Source organism: Levilactobacillus zymae DSM 19395 (assembly GCF_001434115.1).
Lineage (GTDB): Bacteria > Bacillota > Bacilli > Lactobacillales > Lactobacillaceae > Levilactobacillus > Levilactobacillus zymae.
Window position 1 is genome coordinate 13,533 of record NZ_AZDW01000033.1, and the last position, 15,173, is coordinate 28,705.

Here is a 15,173-nt window from a genome sequence, read left to right on the forward strand (position 1 = left end):
ATACACCCAATCAATACTATTTTATTTATAAAGTTCGACGCGGTGCTGATTACCCGTAATCACTAAGACGTTGACCCCCAGGACAATCAGGTTAGCCACCGCCGCCACGATGAACAGTGCCGTATAGGACACGTAGTCGATGACCAGGCCCCCAAACAGCGGTCCTAGTGCCCGGCCCATTGAAGCCCAGGCGTTGGCCATCCCCTGATACTTGCCCTTGACCACGGTCGGCGTCAGACTGTTGACAATCGCCGGGATGGCGGGAAAGGCCGTGGCCTCACCCATGGTCAAGATCACCATGGCAATTACGAAGTGCAGGTAGTCCTTGGCAAAAATCAGGGTGACAAACGACAACGCCACGAAAACGATGCCGGCGTACACCTGCAGATACAGGTTGGTGAAGAAGTTAGACAACCAATTTAACAATGCCTGGAACACCACAATCAGCGTGGCGTTGATGGTCCATAACAGACTGTAGTCGCGCATCAGGATGCCCATTCCGGTCATGTAGACGGACAGGTTGGAGTTCCATTGTTCGTACATGATCCAGATGATGACCAGCGAAATGAAGAAGGTCCCCATGATGTAGCGGTTGGCCTTGGGTAAGGTCACCGTTTGGGTCTCCTTTTCGCGGACCTGCCGGTGCATCACGGCCGGCACGTGGTAGGTACTGAGGACCACCACCATGAAGGCCACGAACAGGCTGGCCGCAATGCTGAACAGCAAGGTGATACTGATGCTGTAGACGAACCCGACCATCGCGGTCCCGATGACAATCCCGAAGTTTTGGGCGAAATACAACATATTAAAAATGTAGCGCCCGTCGCGACTGTGGATCGTGGTCCCCAGCGAGTTGACCATGGTCAGCGTCCAACCCGAGGAAAACCCTAAGAAGAGTAACGCAATCGGAAAGGCCGGCCAACCGTGGCTGAAGACCAGCACCAGCATGGTCGCTAACGACACGCCGACCCCACCGATGGTCAGGTAAAAAGGATTCAGGCGGTCGAACATGCGGCCCCCGATGACGCTGCCAATCACGTTGGCTAAGGAATAAAATAGTAAGATCACGCCGACCTGGGTCAAGGAAATGCCCAGATGGTTATGTAGGTAGATGGTCGTGAGTGGCCAGATAAAACTCATGCCGACACTACTGAAGAGTTCCCCCAGCAGTAGCCAGCGCAGCCGAATTTCTCGCATCTGATAGCCTCCCCTTCGGATAGTAATAGTGATTCAAATTTAACCCCGCTAGCGGCCGGAGACCACTTCCGGTCCCGCGTTCAAATTAAATTTAAATGAGATTCAGATTAAGACCCATTCTATCACGGGAGCCCACCTCCCGACCAGTCACCCTCAGGATTGATTTTCACATGACGCTTCCCTACACTAGGAGTTATAAAGGAGGTAAGTGACCCATGACGACACTTTTGATTGACGGGTCTTCGCGACCCCACAGTAATTCCGCCGCATTTGGCGAACGCCTGCTGGTGGGGATTCCCCACCAAACCCTGCACCTCGCGGACGCGCACCTCAACTTTGAACGCGATACCCGCGAGACCGACCAGCCCCAGGGCGATGCCAGCGACGACTACGCCCAACTCTTTGCGCAATTTCAGGCCGCTGACACCATCGTGTTGAGCACACCGGTCTACTGGTACAACATGAGCGGGCAGCTAAAGGTCTTCATTGACCGCTGGTTCGACAGCTTCAGTCACGGCGTATCGTTTGCCGGTAAACGCCTCTGTCTCTTGATTGTGGGCGCCGACGATCCGGTACATAAGGCCCAACCAATCATCGAACAGTCGGTCAAGTTGTCCTGTGACTGGCTCAAAATGACCTTCATGGGCACCGCCACGGCCGTTGCGGACCTTCCCGGCGACGTTGCCAAGCTTCCGGTCTTACCAGCCGACGCCCAGAAACTCCGCCAGATTTTAACCCTTACTACCAATTAAAAGGAGAAACCGCCATGCGTTATCAACTCACCACCCCGTCACCGTTAGGACCTCTGACCCTGTTAGGCGACGACCAAGCCCTCTACGGTCTCTGGTTTGCCGACCAGCAACACTTTGGCGCCGACTACGACCTAACCGCCATTCCCACCGGCAGTACCGCGCCGCTCACCCTGGCGTTAGACTGGTTGCGTGCCTACTTCGACGGCCAGGCACCCTCGCCGTTCGACCTGCCGCTCCAACCGGAAGTCACCGACTTTCGGGCTCGGGTCTTACAGGGCTTGACCCAGATTCCCTACGGCCAAACGGTGACCTACCAACAGCTTGCCGACCAATTGGGCCAGCCCACCGCGGTCCGCGCGGTCGGCGGCGCCGTGGGCCACAACCCGTTGTCCATCGTCATCCCTTGTCACCGCGTGCTCGGTCGTCACGGAGAACTGACCGGTTACGCCGGCGGCCTCGACCGCAAGATCGCGCTATTGACCCTGGAAGGTCACGACGCGGCGACGTTAACTCGTTAATTTGCAAAAAGCGCCACGGAGACTCACGGGTCTTCGCGGCGCTTTAATTTTAGTCCTTAAATTGAATTTTGACGTAATCGCGGTACAGCGGTAACCGGTCCATCAGTTCCTGGTGGGTCCCGTGGCCGCTGACCTGCCCGTGGTCGATGAAGTAGATGTTATCGGCATCCACGATGGTGCTCAGCCGGTGGGCGATAATCAGCGTGGTCCGGACCCGCATCAGTTGGCCCAGCGCCTTTTGTACCATGGCCTCGGATTCGGAATCCAGACTAGCCGTGGCCTCGTCGAGCATCAAGATCTTAGGGTCACGCAGAAACGCCCGCGCAATCGCCAAACGTTGACGTTGTCCGCCACTGACCTTGACGCCCCGTTCGCCCACCTGAGTATCCAGGCCCGCTGGCATGTCGTGAACGAATTGGTCGGCATAGGCCAGGTGCAAGACGTGCCAGAGTTGCTCGTCGGTAAAGTCCTGGGCCAAGCCGTAGGTCAGATTGTGGCGAATCGTGCCGGCCATGATGGCGGAGTCCTGGCTGACGTACCCGATTTGGGAACGCCAATCCGTGAGACTCAGGTCGTTGACGTCCTGGTCGTCCAGCAAGACCTTCCCGGCGGTCGGTTGGTAGTAGCGTTCTAACAGACCAAAGATGGTCGATTTTCCCCCACCGGAAGGTCCGGCAAAGGCCACCACCGTGTTGGGCTTGGCTTCGATGTCGATGTCGTGTAGCACGGGTTGGCCGTTGTCTTCGTAGGCGAAGTCCACGTGTTGCAAGCGTAACGTGTGGTCGGTAACGGGTTGGGTCGTCCCGACCGTCAAGGCTTCCTCGGGTTCGTTCAGTAGGTCGCGGACCCGTTCAGTCGAGCCGTTAGCCTTGGACAAGTCGGTGAAGAACCGCGCCAGCATGCCGGCGGGACCCACGATTTGGAACAGGTACATCAGAAACGACACCAACGTCCCCATGCTCATCGACCCGTCGGCCACCCGAGCCGCGGCGTAGACCAGCACGCCGACAAACAACGCCAACATGCCGGCCGTCATGATTGGGCTCGCGATGGAATCGTACACGGCTTCCTTGAGGCCGATACGGTAGAGCTGCTTGATTTGAGCAAAACCGGTTTGGGTTTCGTAGGCTTCGGCATTGGACGACTTGACCAGGCGAATCTCACTCAACGTATCGTTGGTGCTCCCGCTAAAGGTGGCCAGCGCGTCTTGACGCTGGCGGCCGACCTTACTACTCAGCCGCATCACCGGTAACATGATGGCCATCAGTAACGGTAAGGCGATAAACATGATGGCCGTCATCTTCCAGTCCATCAACGCCATGATGACCAAGGCGCCTAACAACTGGAGTAGCGACGTGACCATCTGGGGAAACGAATTGGCCAGTAGATTCTTGATCTGCGTCGAATCGTTGACTAGCCGGGAGGTCATCTCCCCGGTCTTGACGCTGTCGAAGTAGCTGACCCGCAGCCGAACCAGCTTTTGCCACAAGGTCTTCCGCAGGTTAGCGACCACGTTTTCGCCAAAGATCCCCAGCAAGGCCCCGGAAAGAGCGCTGATCAGGGCGCTCAGAACGAACAGGCCGATGATCAGGCCCAGTAGACCTTGATTGATGCCGTGACTGAAGCCGTTGATCAAAGTTTGGGCAAACTTCGGGGCGGCCAGTTGTGCGCCGGTGGCAACCAGGCCTAGGGCCAAGCCCACCCAGAGTTGCCAATATTTCGGTTGCGTTTGTCGAATCAGGTGTAAAAATGCTTTCAGGTTAAATTTCCCGGCGGACCGGGTTGGCGCCGTGCGCGGCGCGGTGACGCGACGTTCCATGTTAAATCCCCTCTAACTTGGTTAAGTTTAATGGTTGATGGCGGCGTGGTCGGCGCGAGCGAGTCGCTGACCGGCTGCTTAACTTCAACTGCATGGCCATTATCTTAACCCTTTAGTTAGATAAATACAACTAAAACTAACTATTTTTCTAACTAATTTACGAAAAATACGCGGCAACCCGGGTGGTGCTGGGGTTACCGCGTGGGATAAATTAATCTTCGCTTGTAATGGACTTCAATATATCAGATCGTTCTTTGACGCTTAACTCTAACACACCGGATAAACCTAAGACGTGAACAGCATTCTTATAGCAATCTATATCCTCAAACATGCTACACAAAAGTTCTTTAGAAACTGGTTGTGGTAACTTCATTTGAATAGAAGAATCGTACTGATAATAGACGATTTTCTCCCTAGACGTATCAAAATAGATTTTCTCATTTCCATATGAAAAAAGTTCTACAGACATCGTCTCAGTAGATAGGAACTTTCCATTTATATTATAGAAATTAAAATCTGGGTCGACGATTAATTGCTTTAAATCGTCATTATTTTCCTTGGCTAATTTGTATACCTGATTAGCCATTTGAGATGTCTGATAATTAATTTCCTTATTAAGCGGTGTAATAGTTTGCCGATATTCTTCTATGTTCACAACTAACTCACTCCCCCGATATGCTTAAAGAACAACTTTAAGTCGTTATCCCTAAGTTTACAGTACTCCAGTACCGTTAGGATAGTATTACTCAAAAGTTATCTATAATCTATTCAATCCATGAACATCCAAAAATTTTTATGAATTTTATCTAGTGAAAAATTGAAGACCATGCTACGTTGCCACTAAAATAATCGTAATTTCGATTAGTCTATGCACAGCCTGGAGGCGATCAGGGGCTCAGCCAGCGAAATTATTCTAGGTCGGGTTATTTTCCCGACCTAGAATAAGGCCAATCTTCAAGACTCGTGATTTTTACGAGGCTTGAAGTTGTGCCCGCAAGCGTTCCAGCCCCCGAGCGCCGGAGGGCGACCAGTTTTATCCCCATTAGCACTACGGTTCGTCTACTACAACTTCTAATTTTTGGCCAAAGAAAAACCATCGCTCGGGGAAAGCGATGGTCATCGGAGTAGGGGTAACGTCATTAAAATGACGTTAACTATTTTTTCATTATTCCAGGGGAGGAGGAGTACATGAAAAAAGATTGTTAATCTTTGGTAGAAGCAACCGATTGGTTAACTTCTATGTTGTATATATTAGCTGGTAAATATGACGAAAGTGTGAACTTTCTAGCACATCCGTATGAATTTTAGCAAATTTGCTGATAAAATCTCAGATTTTGGGTCAGTTTACACTTATCCGGATGAATTATTCCGCTAAATAAAAGCAGGTGAGCCCCGGCTTGACGCCGACTCACCTGCTTGAGCTTATCCCTGTCCGTCTGGCACGTAGGCCACGGATGAGAATTTATTGAAGGACTTGACGAAAAGCAATTTGACCGTGCCCCGCGGACCCGACCGGTTCTTTTCGATAATGACTTCGACTTCCCCCACGTCTTCGTTACCCTCTTCGCGGGGATCGCTGTCGTTATTGTCCTCATCGCCGCCTTCACGTTCGTAATAATCGTCCCGGTACAGGAACGACACGATGTCGGCATCTTGTTCGATCGACCCGGATTCCCGAATATCGGACAACACCGGTCGCTTATCTTGCCGCTGTTCCACGCCCCGTGACAACTGCGAAAGCGCGATGACGGGCACGTGCAATTCTTTGGCTAACTTCTTGAGTTGCCGTGAAATATCGGACACTTCTTGTTGCCGACTTTCGTGATTGGTTCCTTCAATCAGTTGCAGGTAATCAATCACAATCAAGCCTAGGTTTTGCTTTTCCTTGGCTAACCGCCGACACTTAGCCCGAATTTCGGTAATCTTGTTCCCGGCCGTGTCATCGATGTAGATGCTGGCCTTGGACAGACTACCCATGGCCATCACCAGGTTGTTCCACTCGTCTTCGGTCAATTGCCCGGTCCGCAAATGGTTGGCGTCGATGGAGCCTTCCGCACACAACATCCGGTTGACCAACGATTCGGCACTCATTTCCAGACTAAAAATAGCGACGGTCTTATCGGTCCGGGTCCCCACGTTTTGCGCGATGTTCAGCGCAAAGGCGGTCTTTCCGACGGCCGGCCGTGCGGCGAGGATCATCAACTCATCGTCGTGTAGCCCGGTGGTCATCTTATCCAGTTCGGCGTACCCGGTGGAAAGCCCGGTAATCGCGTCTCCCTTTTCGGCCAATTCGTTGATGTCCTCGAAGGTCTGACTCAGGACTTCGCGAATCTGCTTAAAGCCGGATTGGCTCCGCATCTCGGCGACGTTCATGATGTCTTTTTCAGCGTTGTCCAAAATCTCGGTCACGTCGCCGTCTTGTTGATACCCCTGGGTGACGATGTTGGTCGCGGTCTGGATCAACCGCCGTAAGACCGCCTTATTTTGCACGATTTTAGCGTAGTAGGTGGCGTTGGCCGCGGTCGGCACGGAACCGGCCAGTTCGGCAATGTAGGTCACGCCGCCCACGTCATCTAATTGGTTCTTGGCGGTCAATAAATCCGTGATGGTCACGACGTCGATGGCTTCATCGCGGTCGTTTAAGTCCATCATGGCTTGAAAAATAATTTGATGTTCCCGGCGATAAAAATCCTCCGGGCTTAGGTATTCCAACGCATCCACCAACGCGTCGGTACTCAAAAAGATCGCCCCTAAGACGGCCTTTTCGGCTTCGAGGTTCTGTGGTGGTGTGTGGTCTGTTAGTGCACTATTGTCCATTCTTAATCCTCACTAACTCCTTAACTAAAACTTGGCGAATACCTCTCTTAACCCCCGCTACAATTCAACGAGCTTTAACCACTCGTCGAATAAACTAGCCCATCCAGGTTAATTAAAATCCTTTGTCTCGAATTTTTTCAACTTAACTTTGATATTTTTTACAACTGCTGTTGTCTATCAGAAATCAATCTTAACACATGCGTGGGAGCACGAAAAGACCGATGACCTGCCCACCATGAAACGCCCCACTCAAGATCCGTGCCAAGTGGGAACTTTGGTTAGAATTACACCGAGTCATGGGGGCAAAAACCGGTCCCCCAAAATCCAAAGATCTTGGGGGACCGGTTTTATATCAAGGGCTTAATGAAACCGCCCGTTTAACTTATTTTTGCTTTTGAGCCACGTGAACCCGAATCTTGGCGGTCACGTCGGCGTGTAATTTAACCGGCACGTTGGTGTAACCTAACGAGCGGATTGGTTCCGGCAACTCCACCTTGTGCTTGTCCAGCTTCAGGTTGAATTGCTTGTCTAGGGCTTGGACGATTTGCTTGCTGGGGATGGACCCGAACAACCGACCGTCATCGCCGGCCTTGGCGAGGATTTCGACCACCGTCTTGTCATCTTCCAAGTGGGTCTTCAGCTTGTTGGCTTCGGCTAAGGCTTCGGCTTCGCGCCGTTCTTCGGCCTTCCGTTCGGCGCTGAGTTGACTCATCGCGGATTGGTTGGCTTCCTTAGCAAGGCCCCGCTTGATCAAAAAGTTTTGCGCGTACCCGTCAGGCACGTTCTTAATTTCACCGCGTTTACCTTTTCCGCGGACGTCCTTGGTAAAAATCACTTTCACGTCGGTCACTCCTCAATAGTTCATAATTTTATCCTACGCCGAATCCCCGGTTAACGCAATTAACTACTTATCAGCGGTTTCCGGTTCATCGGCATGGTTCAGAATATCTAGTAATTGTTGTTTGACCTCGGCCACGGACTTGTCGGCAATCTGGGTCGCCGCGTTGGACAGGTGTCCCCCGCCGCCCATGGCTTCCATGGTCAGTTGCACGTTGATTCGGCCTAGCGACCGGGCGGAAATGCCGACCCGGCCGTCGTCTCTACGGGTCATCACAAACGACGCGTCGACGCCCGACATGTTCAACAGGTCGTCGGCGGCCTGCGCGGCGGTGACCGGATCGTAGGTCTGATCCTCTTCGCCGGCCACTAGGGCCATGTCTTCGTTGACGAACTCGACCAACTCAATCAGGTGGTTGCGTTGGAGGTAACTGTCGACGTTTTCCTTCATATATTGCTGCATCTCAATGGCGTCGGCCCCCGCAGAACGCAGGTAACTGGCGGCATCGAAGGTTCGCGTCCCGGTCCGTAACGAGAAGTGCTTGGTATCGACGAAGATCCCAGTGAGCATCGCCGTAGCTTCCACCTTGTTGATGGGTTCGCCTTCTTGAGACTGATATTCGAACATTTCGGTGATCAGTTCACAGGTCGAACTAGCATACGGCTCGATGTAGACCAGTAACGGATTTTCGGGGAATTCTTCGCCCCGCCGGTGATGGTCGAGGATCATCACGCGGTTTTCCATCCGGTGATACAGGTCCGGGGCAATCGTAATCGACGGCTTGGAGTGGTCGACCATGATCAACATGCTTTGGTCGGTGGCCTTTTCCAGCGCCTTTTCCGGCGAAATGATGGCCGCCGCGATGTCGGGGTAACCCTTCAAGTCATCCAATAACCGTTGAACGTCGGAGTGGACCATTTCCTGGTCCAGGACAATCCAACAGGTCTTGTTGTTCATCTTGGCGATCCGGCGAATCCCCAGGCAGGCCCCCAGCGAATCCATATCCGGTTGGGTGTGTCCCTGGACGAAAATCTGGTCGGACTCGTTCATCAGCTCTTGTAGGGCTTGCGAAATCATCCGGGCTCTGACCCGCGTCCGCTTCTCCATCGGGTTGGTCTTCCCACCATAGTAGCGGGCTTCCTGGTCGGCGGCCTTGACCACGACCTGGTCCCCGCCCCGGCCCAGCGCCAGGTCCAGATTGCTCTGGGCTTGGTCGGCTAGCTTGTTTAGGTTCGGGTCCCCGTAGGCAATCCCGATACTTAACGTTAAGGGGAAGTTTTGCTTCGACGTACTCTCCCGAATGGTGTCCAAAATCTTGAACTTATCGGCTTCAATCGCCGCTAGCGACTTGGCATAGGCTAAAATGAAGTAGTGGTCGTCGTCGAGTTGCTTCAAATACATATCGAACTGTTGAACCCACGATGATAATTCGTTGGTCACATAATTACGGAGGTTCGAAATGTCTTGGTCGGTCATTGATTGGGTAATTTCATCATAGTTATCCAAGAAGATCTGGCCAATGGCGATTTTCTCGTCGTCGTACTGCTCCTGAATCAGCTGGTAGTGCGTGATGTCGTAGAGGTACACGGCGTGAAAATCGGGTTGAACGTACATCGAAAACCGGTAGTCGCGCCACTTGACCGTGGTCAACGTTTCCGGTTTGGTGGTCGCCACCAATTTGGCTAGCTCAGCATCCACCGTATTCAACGACCGGCCTAACACGTTTTGGTCGTCAAAGTACCGTTGTAGGTAGGGGTTGAGCCATTCGACTTGGTTGCTGGTTCCCAGGATCATGACACCCGGCGGCATGCGAATCAACGACTCCTGCTCCCCCTGCTGAATCCGGTAGGAGAGGTCAGAGATGTACTGAGCGGTGTCGGCACCGATTTCCGCCATGGTGCTGAAGACGATAAGCATTCCAATGCCGACTAAGACTAAAATAACGATACCGAAGATCCAATTAAGTAGGAACGACAGGACTATCCCAAGAATGGCCAGACCAGCCGTCATGCTTGCGATCCCCCGGAGCCGCCGGTTCTGTAAGAACTCGGGGACGTTAGCTCGCGAAAATAGTTTGTGCATACTTACTCCTCATCTGATTCGTACAAAAAGTCTATCCGCGGCGGTATCACCCGGTCAAAAAGTGGTGAGCCTGACCGCACTAAAGAATACTTTCATTTTATCACAACCCCCGCCGTTCACAAAATTTGATTCTCGCTCAAATCCCGGTCTGACGCGGTTGCGCTGAACTTTAAATTTAGCCGTCTTCCGCCTTGACCTTGACGTCACGGCAACCCTTAGACTAGAACTTAAGCCACTCAGGAAGGTGATTTCAATGTCCTATTCGATTCAAGCCCTCGCCAAGCTGGCGGGACTCAGCCCACGAACCCTGCGGTATTACGACCAGATTGGCCTGTTACCGGCGCAGCGTAATCCCCAAAACGGTTACCGCGAGTACTCCGCGGCGCAGGTCGATCAACTCCAACGCATCCGGTACTGGCAGACCTTTGGCTTTACCCTAGCCGAAATCCAGGAACTATTGACCCAGCCCTTAGCGGACCAAGACGCGGCGTTGCGGCGTCAGCGGGAGGCTTTGCGAACCGAACAGACGCGCCTGACTAAGTTGCTCCAACAACTGGACCGCACGTTAGCGGCCCATCAAGGAGGTCCCCAAATGACCGATTCAGAAAAATTTGCCGCGTTTAAGCAGCAAGCCCTCACCACTAACGACCAGCAATACGGTGCCGAAGCCCGGCAACGTTACGGCCAGGCCGCCGTCACCGCCAGTCAGCAAAAGTTCGCCCACCTGAGTGCCGCCGATTACCAGGCCATGCAGGCGATTGAACAGCACTTGCTCACCGATTTAACCCAGGTGGCCCAGACCCAGGACACCACCGGGCCGACCGCCCAACGGATTTTTACGGCGCACAAAGACTGGCTATGTTTCACGTGGAACAATTACACGGCCGCGCAGCACCGGGGCTTGGCCCAACTCTACCGCGCCGATCCGCGTTTCCAGGCCTACTACGCCCGCAAGACCGGCCAGCCCAACGCCGGCGTGACTTTGGCCGCCATCATCGAGCACTTCACCGCCTAGCACGGAAGCGCCCGGCTTGTTTTCTGCGTTCAGCACGATAGAATGGGAATACAACGACTATGACCTGCTGAAAGGAAGTTAGCTGATGAGTGACCAAAATCTTTTGACCAACCGGCATTCCGCCCGGGACTTTAGCGACCGCCCCGTGGACTTGGAGACGTTAAAAGCCATCCTCTACACCGCCCAAGCCGCGCCGTCGTGGGAGAATACCCAACCCTGGAAGGCTTACCTGGCTTTGGGTGACGTGGTGCAGCGGATTCGCCAGCACCATTTCGAATTGGCCAGTCAGGGTACCAAGAGTTGGACCGAGGTCGTGCCCCCCAAGACCTGGGCGGCCACCCCGCAAGCCAATCTGGATGCTTGGCGGGCCAACATGTTGGCGTTCTTTTCTGATGAAGACCAGACCCGCTTCGTTAGCGGCCAAAAGCACCTCTTCAATGCGCCGGCTATCGTGTATTTGACCCTGCCGCGAGATGCTTCGGCCTATTCGGCTTACGACGTTGGGGCCTTCGGTTACGGCATCTTACTGGCCGCCGAAGCCCACGGGGTCAGTGGCGTGCCGGCCTACGAACTGGTCCGGTACCCCGCCGAAATTCGCCAAGAATTCGACATCCCCACCGACGAAGCCCTCTTCATGGGCATCGCACTGGGGTATCCTCAGGACAACCGGCTGAACCAATTACGACCTAAACGGGCTCCACTCGACAACGTCTTACAAGTCCGTCAATAAACGCAATTTTTCCGCAACGATCTGCTGATTGTTGCGGAATTTTTTAAACTCGTTTGACTTACGGCCAGCCGGGATTACCCGTTCAGTCGGAAATTAGTTTTCCAAAAAACGGTTGACATTTTTCAGTCGCCTCGCTAAACTAGCAATCATTAACAATCGATGAGAAAATTAAAAAGTTATGAAGAAGACTAGTAACGTGGCCTTGGGCGTTAAGCGATCCCGGTTTAGTGTGAGCGGGAACCCCAACATCACGTGAACTCCCTTCCGAACTGTCAGCTGAATTCTAGTAAGCCCGACCGGCCGCAGCCGTTATCCCTGCACTTGAATCGCGGTGTGGCCCCCACAGGACCTAGCCTGTGAGAAATTGCCTCTAGGAGCCGCCGTTCATGTTGAGAACCAACTAAGGTGGTACCGTGCAAAAACTTGCGCCCTTACGGAGAAACATTTTCCGTAAGGGCGCTTTTTGTCGTTTGCCACCGCATCGATTGCCATACACCTAGGAGGTCCTTGCCCATGCATCGTTCACTATTTATGATTCCCGCCGCCATTCTGATGGCGGTCACCTTAAGCGCCTGCGGCCAAGCCAACGGCCAGACCCAAAACAAGACGCTGAACGTCACCTTAGCCGATGAACCGGCGACGGCTGATCCGAATAAATCTACTGATACCAATAGTGGTAGCGTCATTTCTCAGACGATGGAAGGTCTCTACACCTATAGCAAATCCAACAAGATTATTCCCGGTGTCGCGACTAAAATCGTTAAACCGACTAATCACGGAAAGACTTACACGTTTACGCTTAAGAAAAACGCCAAATGGGCTAATGGCCAACAGGTCACGGCACAAGATTTCGTCACTTCCCTCCAACGAATGGCTAATCCTAAAACTAAGGCCCAATATGCCAGTCTTCTATCGGCCTTCAAAAACTACGATGCCGTTCAGCACGGCAAGATGGCCCCTTCAAAATTAGGCATCAAAGCCCTGAGTAAGACTAAACTCCAGATTCAACTGACCAAGGCTGTCCCGTACTTCAATAGTTTGGTGGCCAGTGACTATTACCCGCTGAATACCGCGACAGTAAAGAAGTACGGTGCCCAATACGGGACCAGCGCCGCTAAGACCATGAGTGACGGGCCATATAAACTGGTTGGTTGGACCGGCAGTAACTCCAGCTGGCACTACGTTAAAAATACCCATTACTGGAACGCCCAAAACGTCAAAATCAATAACGTAAAAGTCTCCGTCACCAAAGATGAGACGACAGCGGCCAACTTGTTTAAATCCGGTAAAATTCAAGAAACGACCGTTAGTGGCCAATACGTCCGGTCTAATGGCAACGAAAAGCAATTGAAGACTCACTTGCTGGGACGTATGAGTCTCTTGGTCTTCAACAGTAAACAAGCAAAGACAAGCTCCGAAAATCTGCGTCAAGCCGTTTCTTACGTGATCGACCGCAACCAGTTGGTCAACCATGTTTTGGGCGACGGATCAAAGGCGGCCACCAGTGCTATTCCTTACGGTGACCAGAAGAACCCGCAGACCGGCGAAGATATGACTAAAGAAGTGGGAAACCTGTTACCTCACGACGTAACCAAAGCTAAGGCTTACTGGCAAAAATATTTGAAGGAAACCGGTAAGTCCAAAGTCACTTTGAACATCCTGACCGACGACAGCGACGACGATAAACACGTGGGGACCTACATCCAATCCGTGATGGAAAAGAATTTCAAAGGGTTGACCGTTAATATCACCGCTCTGCCACACGCTCAACACGTGGCCCGCGACTTCGCCGAGAAGTTCGATATTAACTTGATTGGTTGGTCTACCAGCTGGCTGGATGCCGACGATTATCTGGAACTGGCCGCCAAAGGCAACTCCGTGAACTTCACTAATTGGAACGATACCCAGTACAACCAGCTTCTGCAAAGTGCCAACGCGCAAACTGGTATCGCACGCTACAACGGCTTAATTGCTGCTGATAAGTACCTGATGAGTGTAAAGGGCTACGTTCCCGTCTATCAACCGTCTGAAGCCAAACTGGTCAGTGACAAGGTTGGCGGTTTGACTTACTCATTGTTGAACGAAGCACACTATCAATACGCCTATTGGAAATAATGCGTCTAACCCCATTTGAGGAAGTGACCAATCCGTTCCACGCACCCCACCCCTTAACTTAAAAACTGGAGGAATGTCTTATGACGACTTTTTACAACTGCAATTTCTTTGATGGCACCACCGATCACAATACGGAAAATGCTTGGTTCACGGTTGACGACCACACTGGTCGCATCACTGCTCGGGGGACTGGAACTCCCACCAGTGCTGACCAACAAGTCGACTTTCACGGACAATACGTGATGCCCGGTTTCTTCAACGTCCATACCCACATCACTGCGGGCCCCGACACTCCCGATGGCTCGTACGGTCACACCGAAGCCGAATCAGCGGTCTTCGCTACACAAAACCTGCATCAATTACTCCAATCCGGCGTTACCTACATTCGTCAATGCGGTACCGAATATGACGTGGATATCGCCCTCAAACGAATGCAACAAGACGGTAAGTTGCCACACACCCCACACATGATGACTTCCGGAAAAGCCTTCTCTATGACGGGCGGTCACGGCGATTCACCTCATGGTGGTCACGCTGTCGATTCCCCAGATGAGATGCGTAAAGCCGTTCGGACGGCATTTAAGAACGGCGCCGAAAGCATCAAGGTCATGGCGACCGGGGGCGTGATGACCCCCAACGACTTCATGGAGGACCCGCAGCTTTCCGTGGCTGAAATGCACGTGGCCGTGGAGGAAGCCCACCACAAGCGGCGCATCGTTGCGGCCCACGCCGAAGGCAATCCCGGCATTCAAAACGCCATCGACGCCGGTGTTGACTCCATCGAACACGGTTTTTACGTCAACGAACAAGAAGCCCATCAAATGGTGGCCCAGGGAACTTACCTCACGCCAACGTTAATCGCTGAATGGGCGGCCGCTAAGGATGGCATCGGGGTGCTCCCTGCTTGGGAAATCAAAAAGGCTGAAGACGCCCTTGACGATACTTATGTCAACCTTTCCCGTGCCTTCCAGATTGGCGTTAAATTTACTTGTGGCACCGATGCCGGGACGCCCTTTAACGGATTCGATAAAACACCAGAGGAATTCGAAATGCTGACCAAAATTGGGATGACGCCCGCTCAGGCCTACCAGTGTTCGAGCATCAACTCCGCCAAACTCTTAGGCGTTGCTGACGACTACGGTACCCTTGAAGTGGGGAAGTTCGCCGACTTCCAGGTCCTAAAAGCCGATCCCGTCGCCGACGTCCACGCCGTCGTTCAAGCTGACAAGCAAGTCTACGTTGGCGGCCACCGTGAATTTTAACTAAATTTTCTCCTACGCGTCAGCGACC

The 15,173-nt window shown here is 52.8% G+C and carries 12 protein-coding genes; 6 read left to right on the plus strand and 6 right to left on the minus strand.

What is annotated here, in order from left to right; genetic code table 11:
* Positions 1–21: 21 nt before the first annotated feature.
* Positions 22–1,197, minus strand: a complete 1,176-nt coding sequence (locus FD38_RS07620) for an MDR family MFS transporter (RefSeq protein WP_057732923.1) — start codon at positions 1,195–1,197, stop codon at positions 22–24.
* Between the two features lie 215 nt (positions 1,198–1,412).
* Here FD38_RS07620 and FD38_RS07625 point away from each other — a divergent pair, with 215 nt between their 5' ends.
* Positions 1,413–1,949 (plus strand): flavodoxin family protein, encoded by a 537-nt coding sequence (locus tag FD38_RS07625; RefSeq protein ID WP_057732925.1) that lies wholly within the window; start codon positions 1,413–1,415, stop codon positions 1,947–1,949.
* 14 nt (positions 1,950–1,963) lie between these two features.
* The gene (locus FD38_RS07630; protein ID WP_057732927.1) at positions 1,964–2,467 is read left to right on the plus strand and encodes a methylated-DNA--[protein]-cysteine S-methyltransferase; all 504 of its coding nucleotides are present in this window, start codon (positions 1,964–1,966) and stop codon (positions 2,465–2,467) included.
* A 49-nt stretch (positions 2,468–2,516) separates the two neighbouring features.
* On the opposite strand, the gene FD38_RS07635 is transcribed toward FD38_RS07630, so the two are convergent.
* From FD38_RS07635 to FD38_RS07655, 5 genes are all read right to left on the minus strand, one after another.
* On the minus strand, positions 2,517–4,286 hold the full coding sequence (locus FD38_RS07635) for an ABC transporter ATP-binding protein (RefSeq protein WP_057732929.1): 1,770 nt from the start codon (positions 4,284–4,286) through the stop codon (positions 2,517–2,519).
* Positions 4,287–4,497: 211 nt separating this feature from the next.
* Positions 4,498–4,941 carry a hypothetical protein gene (locus FD38_RS07640; RefSeq protein WP_057732931.1) on the minus strand — a complete coding sequence of 148 codons (444 nt, stop codon included), beginning with the start codon at positions 4,939–4,941 and terminating at the stop codon, positions 4,498–4,500.
* Positions 4,942–5,708: 767 nt separating this feature from the next.
* Positions 5,709–7,103: a replicative DNA helicase gene (dnaB, locus tag FD38_RS07645; protein ID WP_057732933.1), complete on the minus strand. Its 1,395-nt coding sequence runs from the start codon at positions 7,101–7,103 to the stop codon at positions 5,709–5,711.
* A 382-nt stretch (positions 7,104–7,485) separates the two neighbouring features.
* A complete protein-coding gene (gene rplI / locus FD38_RS07650) occupies positions 7,486–7,944 on the minus strand; it encodes a 50S ribosomal protein L9 (RefSeq protein WP_057732935.1) in 459 nt (152 codons plus the stop codon).
* 63 nt (positions 7,945–8,007) lie between these two features.
* Positions 8,008–10,023, minus strand: coding sequence for a DHH family phosphoesterase (locus FD38_RS07655; RefSeq protein ID WP_083485312.1), 2,016 nt, complete (start codon positions 10,021–10,023; stop codon positions 8,008–8,010).
* 253 nt (positions 10,024–10,276) lie between these two features.
* Between FD38_RS07655 and FD38_RS07660 the strand changes: the two genes are divergently transcribed.
* From FD38_RS07660 to FD38_RS07675, 4 genes are all read left to right on the plus strand, one after another.
* Positions 10,277–11,038 (plus strand): MerR family transcriptional regulator, encoded by a 762-nt coding sequence (locus FD38_RS07660; RefSeq protein ID WP_057732937.1) that lies wholly within the window; start codon positions 10,277–10,279, stop codon positions 11,036–11,038.
* Between the two features lie 85 nt (positions 11,039–11,123).
* Positions 11,124–11,768 carry a nitroreductase gene (locus FD38_RS07665; RefSeq protein ID WP_057732939.1) on the plus strand — a complete coding sequence of 215 codons (645 nt, stop codon included), beginning with the start codon at positions 11,124–11,126 and terminating at the stop codon, positions 11,766–11,768.
* A 513-nt stretch (positions 11,769–12,281) separates the two neighbouring features.
* Positions 12,282–13,883 (plus strand): peptide ABC transporter substrate-binding protein, encoded by a 1,602-nt coding sequence (locus FD38_RS07670; RefSeq protein WP_057732941.1) that lies wholly within the window; start codon positions 12,282–12,284, stop codon positions 13,881–13,883.
* Positions 13,884–13,963: 80 nt separating this feature from the next.
* Positions 13,964–15,145, plus strand: a complete 1,182-nt coding sequence (locus FD38_RS07675) for a metal-dependent hydrolase family protein (protein ID WP_057732943.1) — start codon at positions 13,964–13,966, stop codon at positions 15,143–15,145.
* Positions 15,146–15,173: the final 28 nt, after the last annotated feature.

Bases quoted from the DNA above. Each gene is read 5' to 3' on its own strand.
- FD38_RS07620 (WP_057732923.1), bottom strand. From the start codon at position 1,197: ATGCGAGAAATTCGGCTGCGCTGGCTACTGCTGGGGGAACTCTTCAGT.
- FD38_RS07625 (WP_057732925.1), top strand. From the start codon at position 1,413: ATGACGACACTTTTGATTGACGGGTCTTCGCGACCCCACAGTAATTCC.
- FD38_RS07630 (WP_057732927.1), top strand. From the start codon at position 1,964: ATGCGTTATCAACTCACCACCCCGTCACCGTTAGGACCTCTGACCCTG.
- FD38_RS07635 (WP_057732929.1), bottom strand. From the start codon at position 4,286: ATGGAACGTCGCGTCACCGCGCCGCGCACGGCGCCAACCCGGTCCGCC.
- dnaB (WP_057732933.1), bottom strand. From the start codon at position 7,103: ATGGACAATAGTGCACTAACAGACCACACACCACCACAGAACCTCGAA.
- FD38_RS07655 (WP_083485312.1), bottom strand. From the start codon at position 10,023: ATGCACAAACTATTTTCGCGAGCTAACGTCCCCGAGTTCTTACAGAAC.
- FD38_RS07660 (WP_057732937.1), top strand. From the start codon at position 10,277: ATGTCCTATTCGATTCAAGCCCTCGCCAAGCTGGCGGGACTCAGCCCA.
- FD38_RS07665 (WP_057732939.1), top strand. From the start codon at position 11,124: ATGAGTGACCAAAATCTTTTGACCAACCGGCATTCCGCCCGGGACTTT.
- FD38_RS07670 (WP_057732941.1), top strand. From the start codon at position 12,282: ATGCATCGTTCACTATTTATGATTCCCGCCGCCATTCTGATGGCGGTC.
- FD38_RS07675 (WP_057732943.1), top strand. From the start codon at position 13,964: ATGACGACTTTTTACAACTGCAATTTCTTTGATGGCACCACCGATCAC.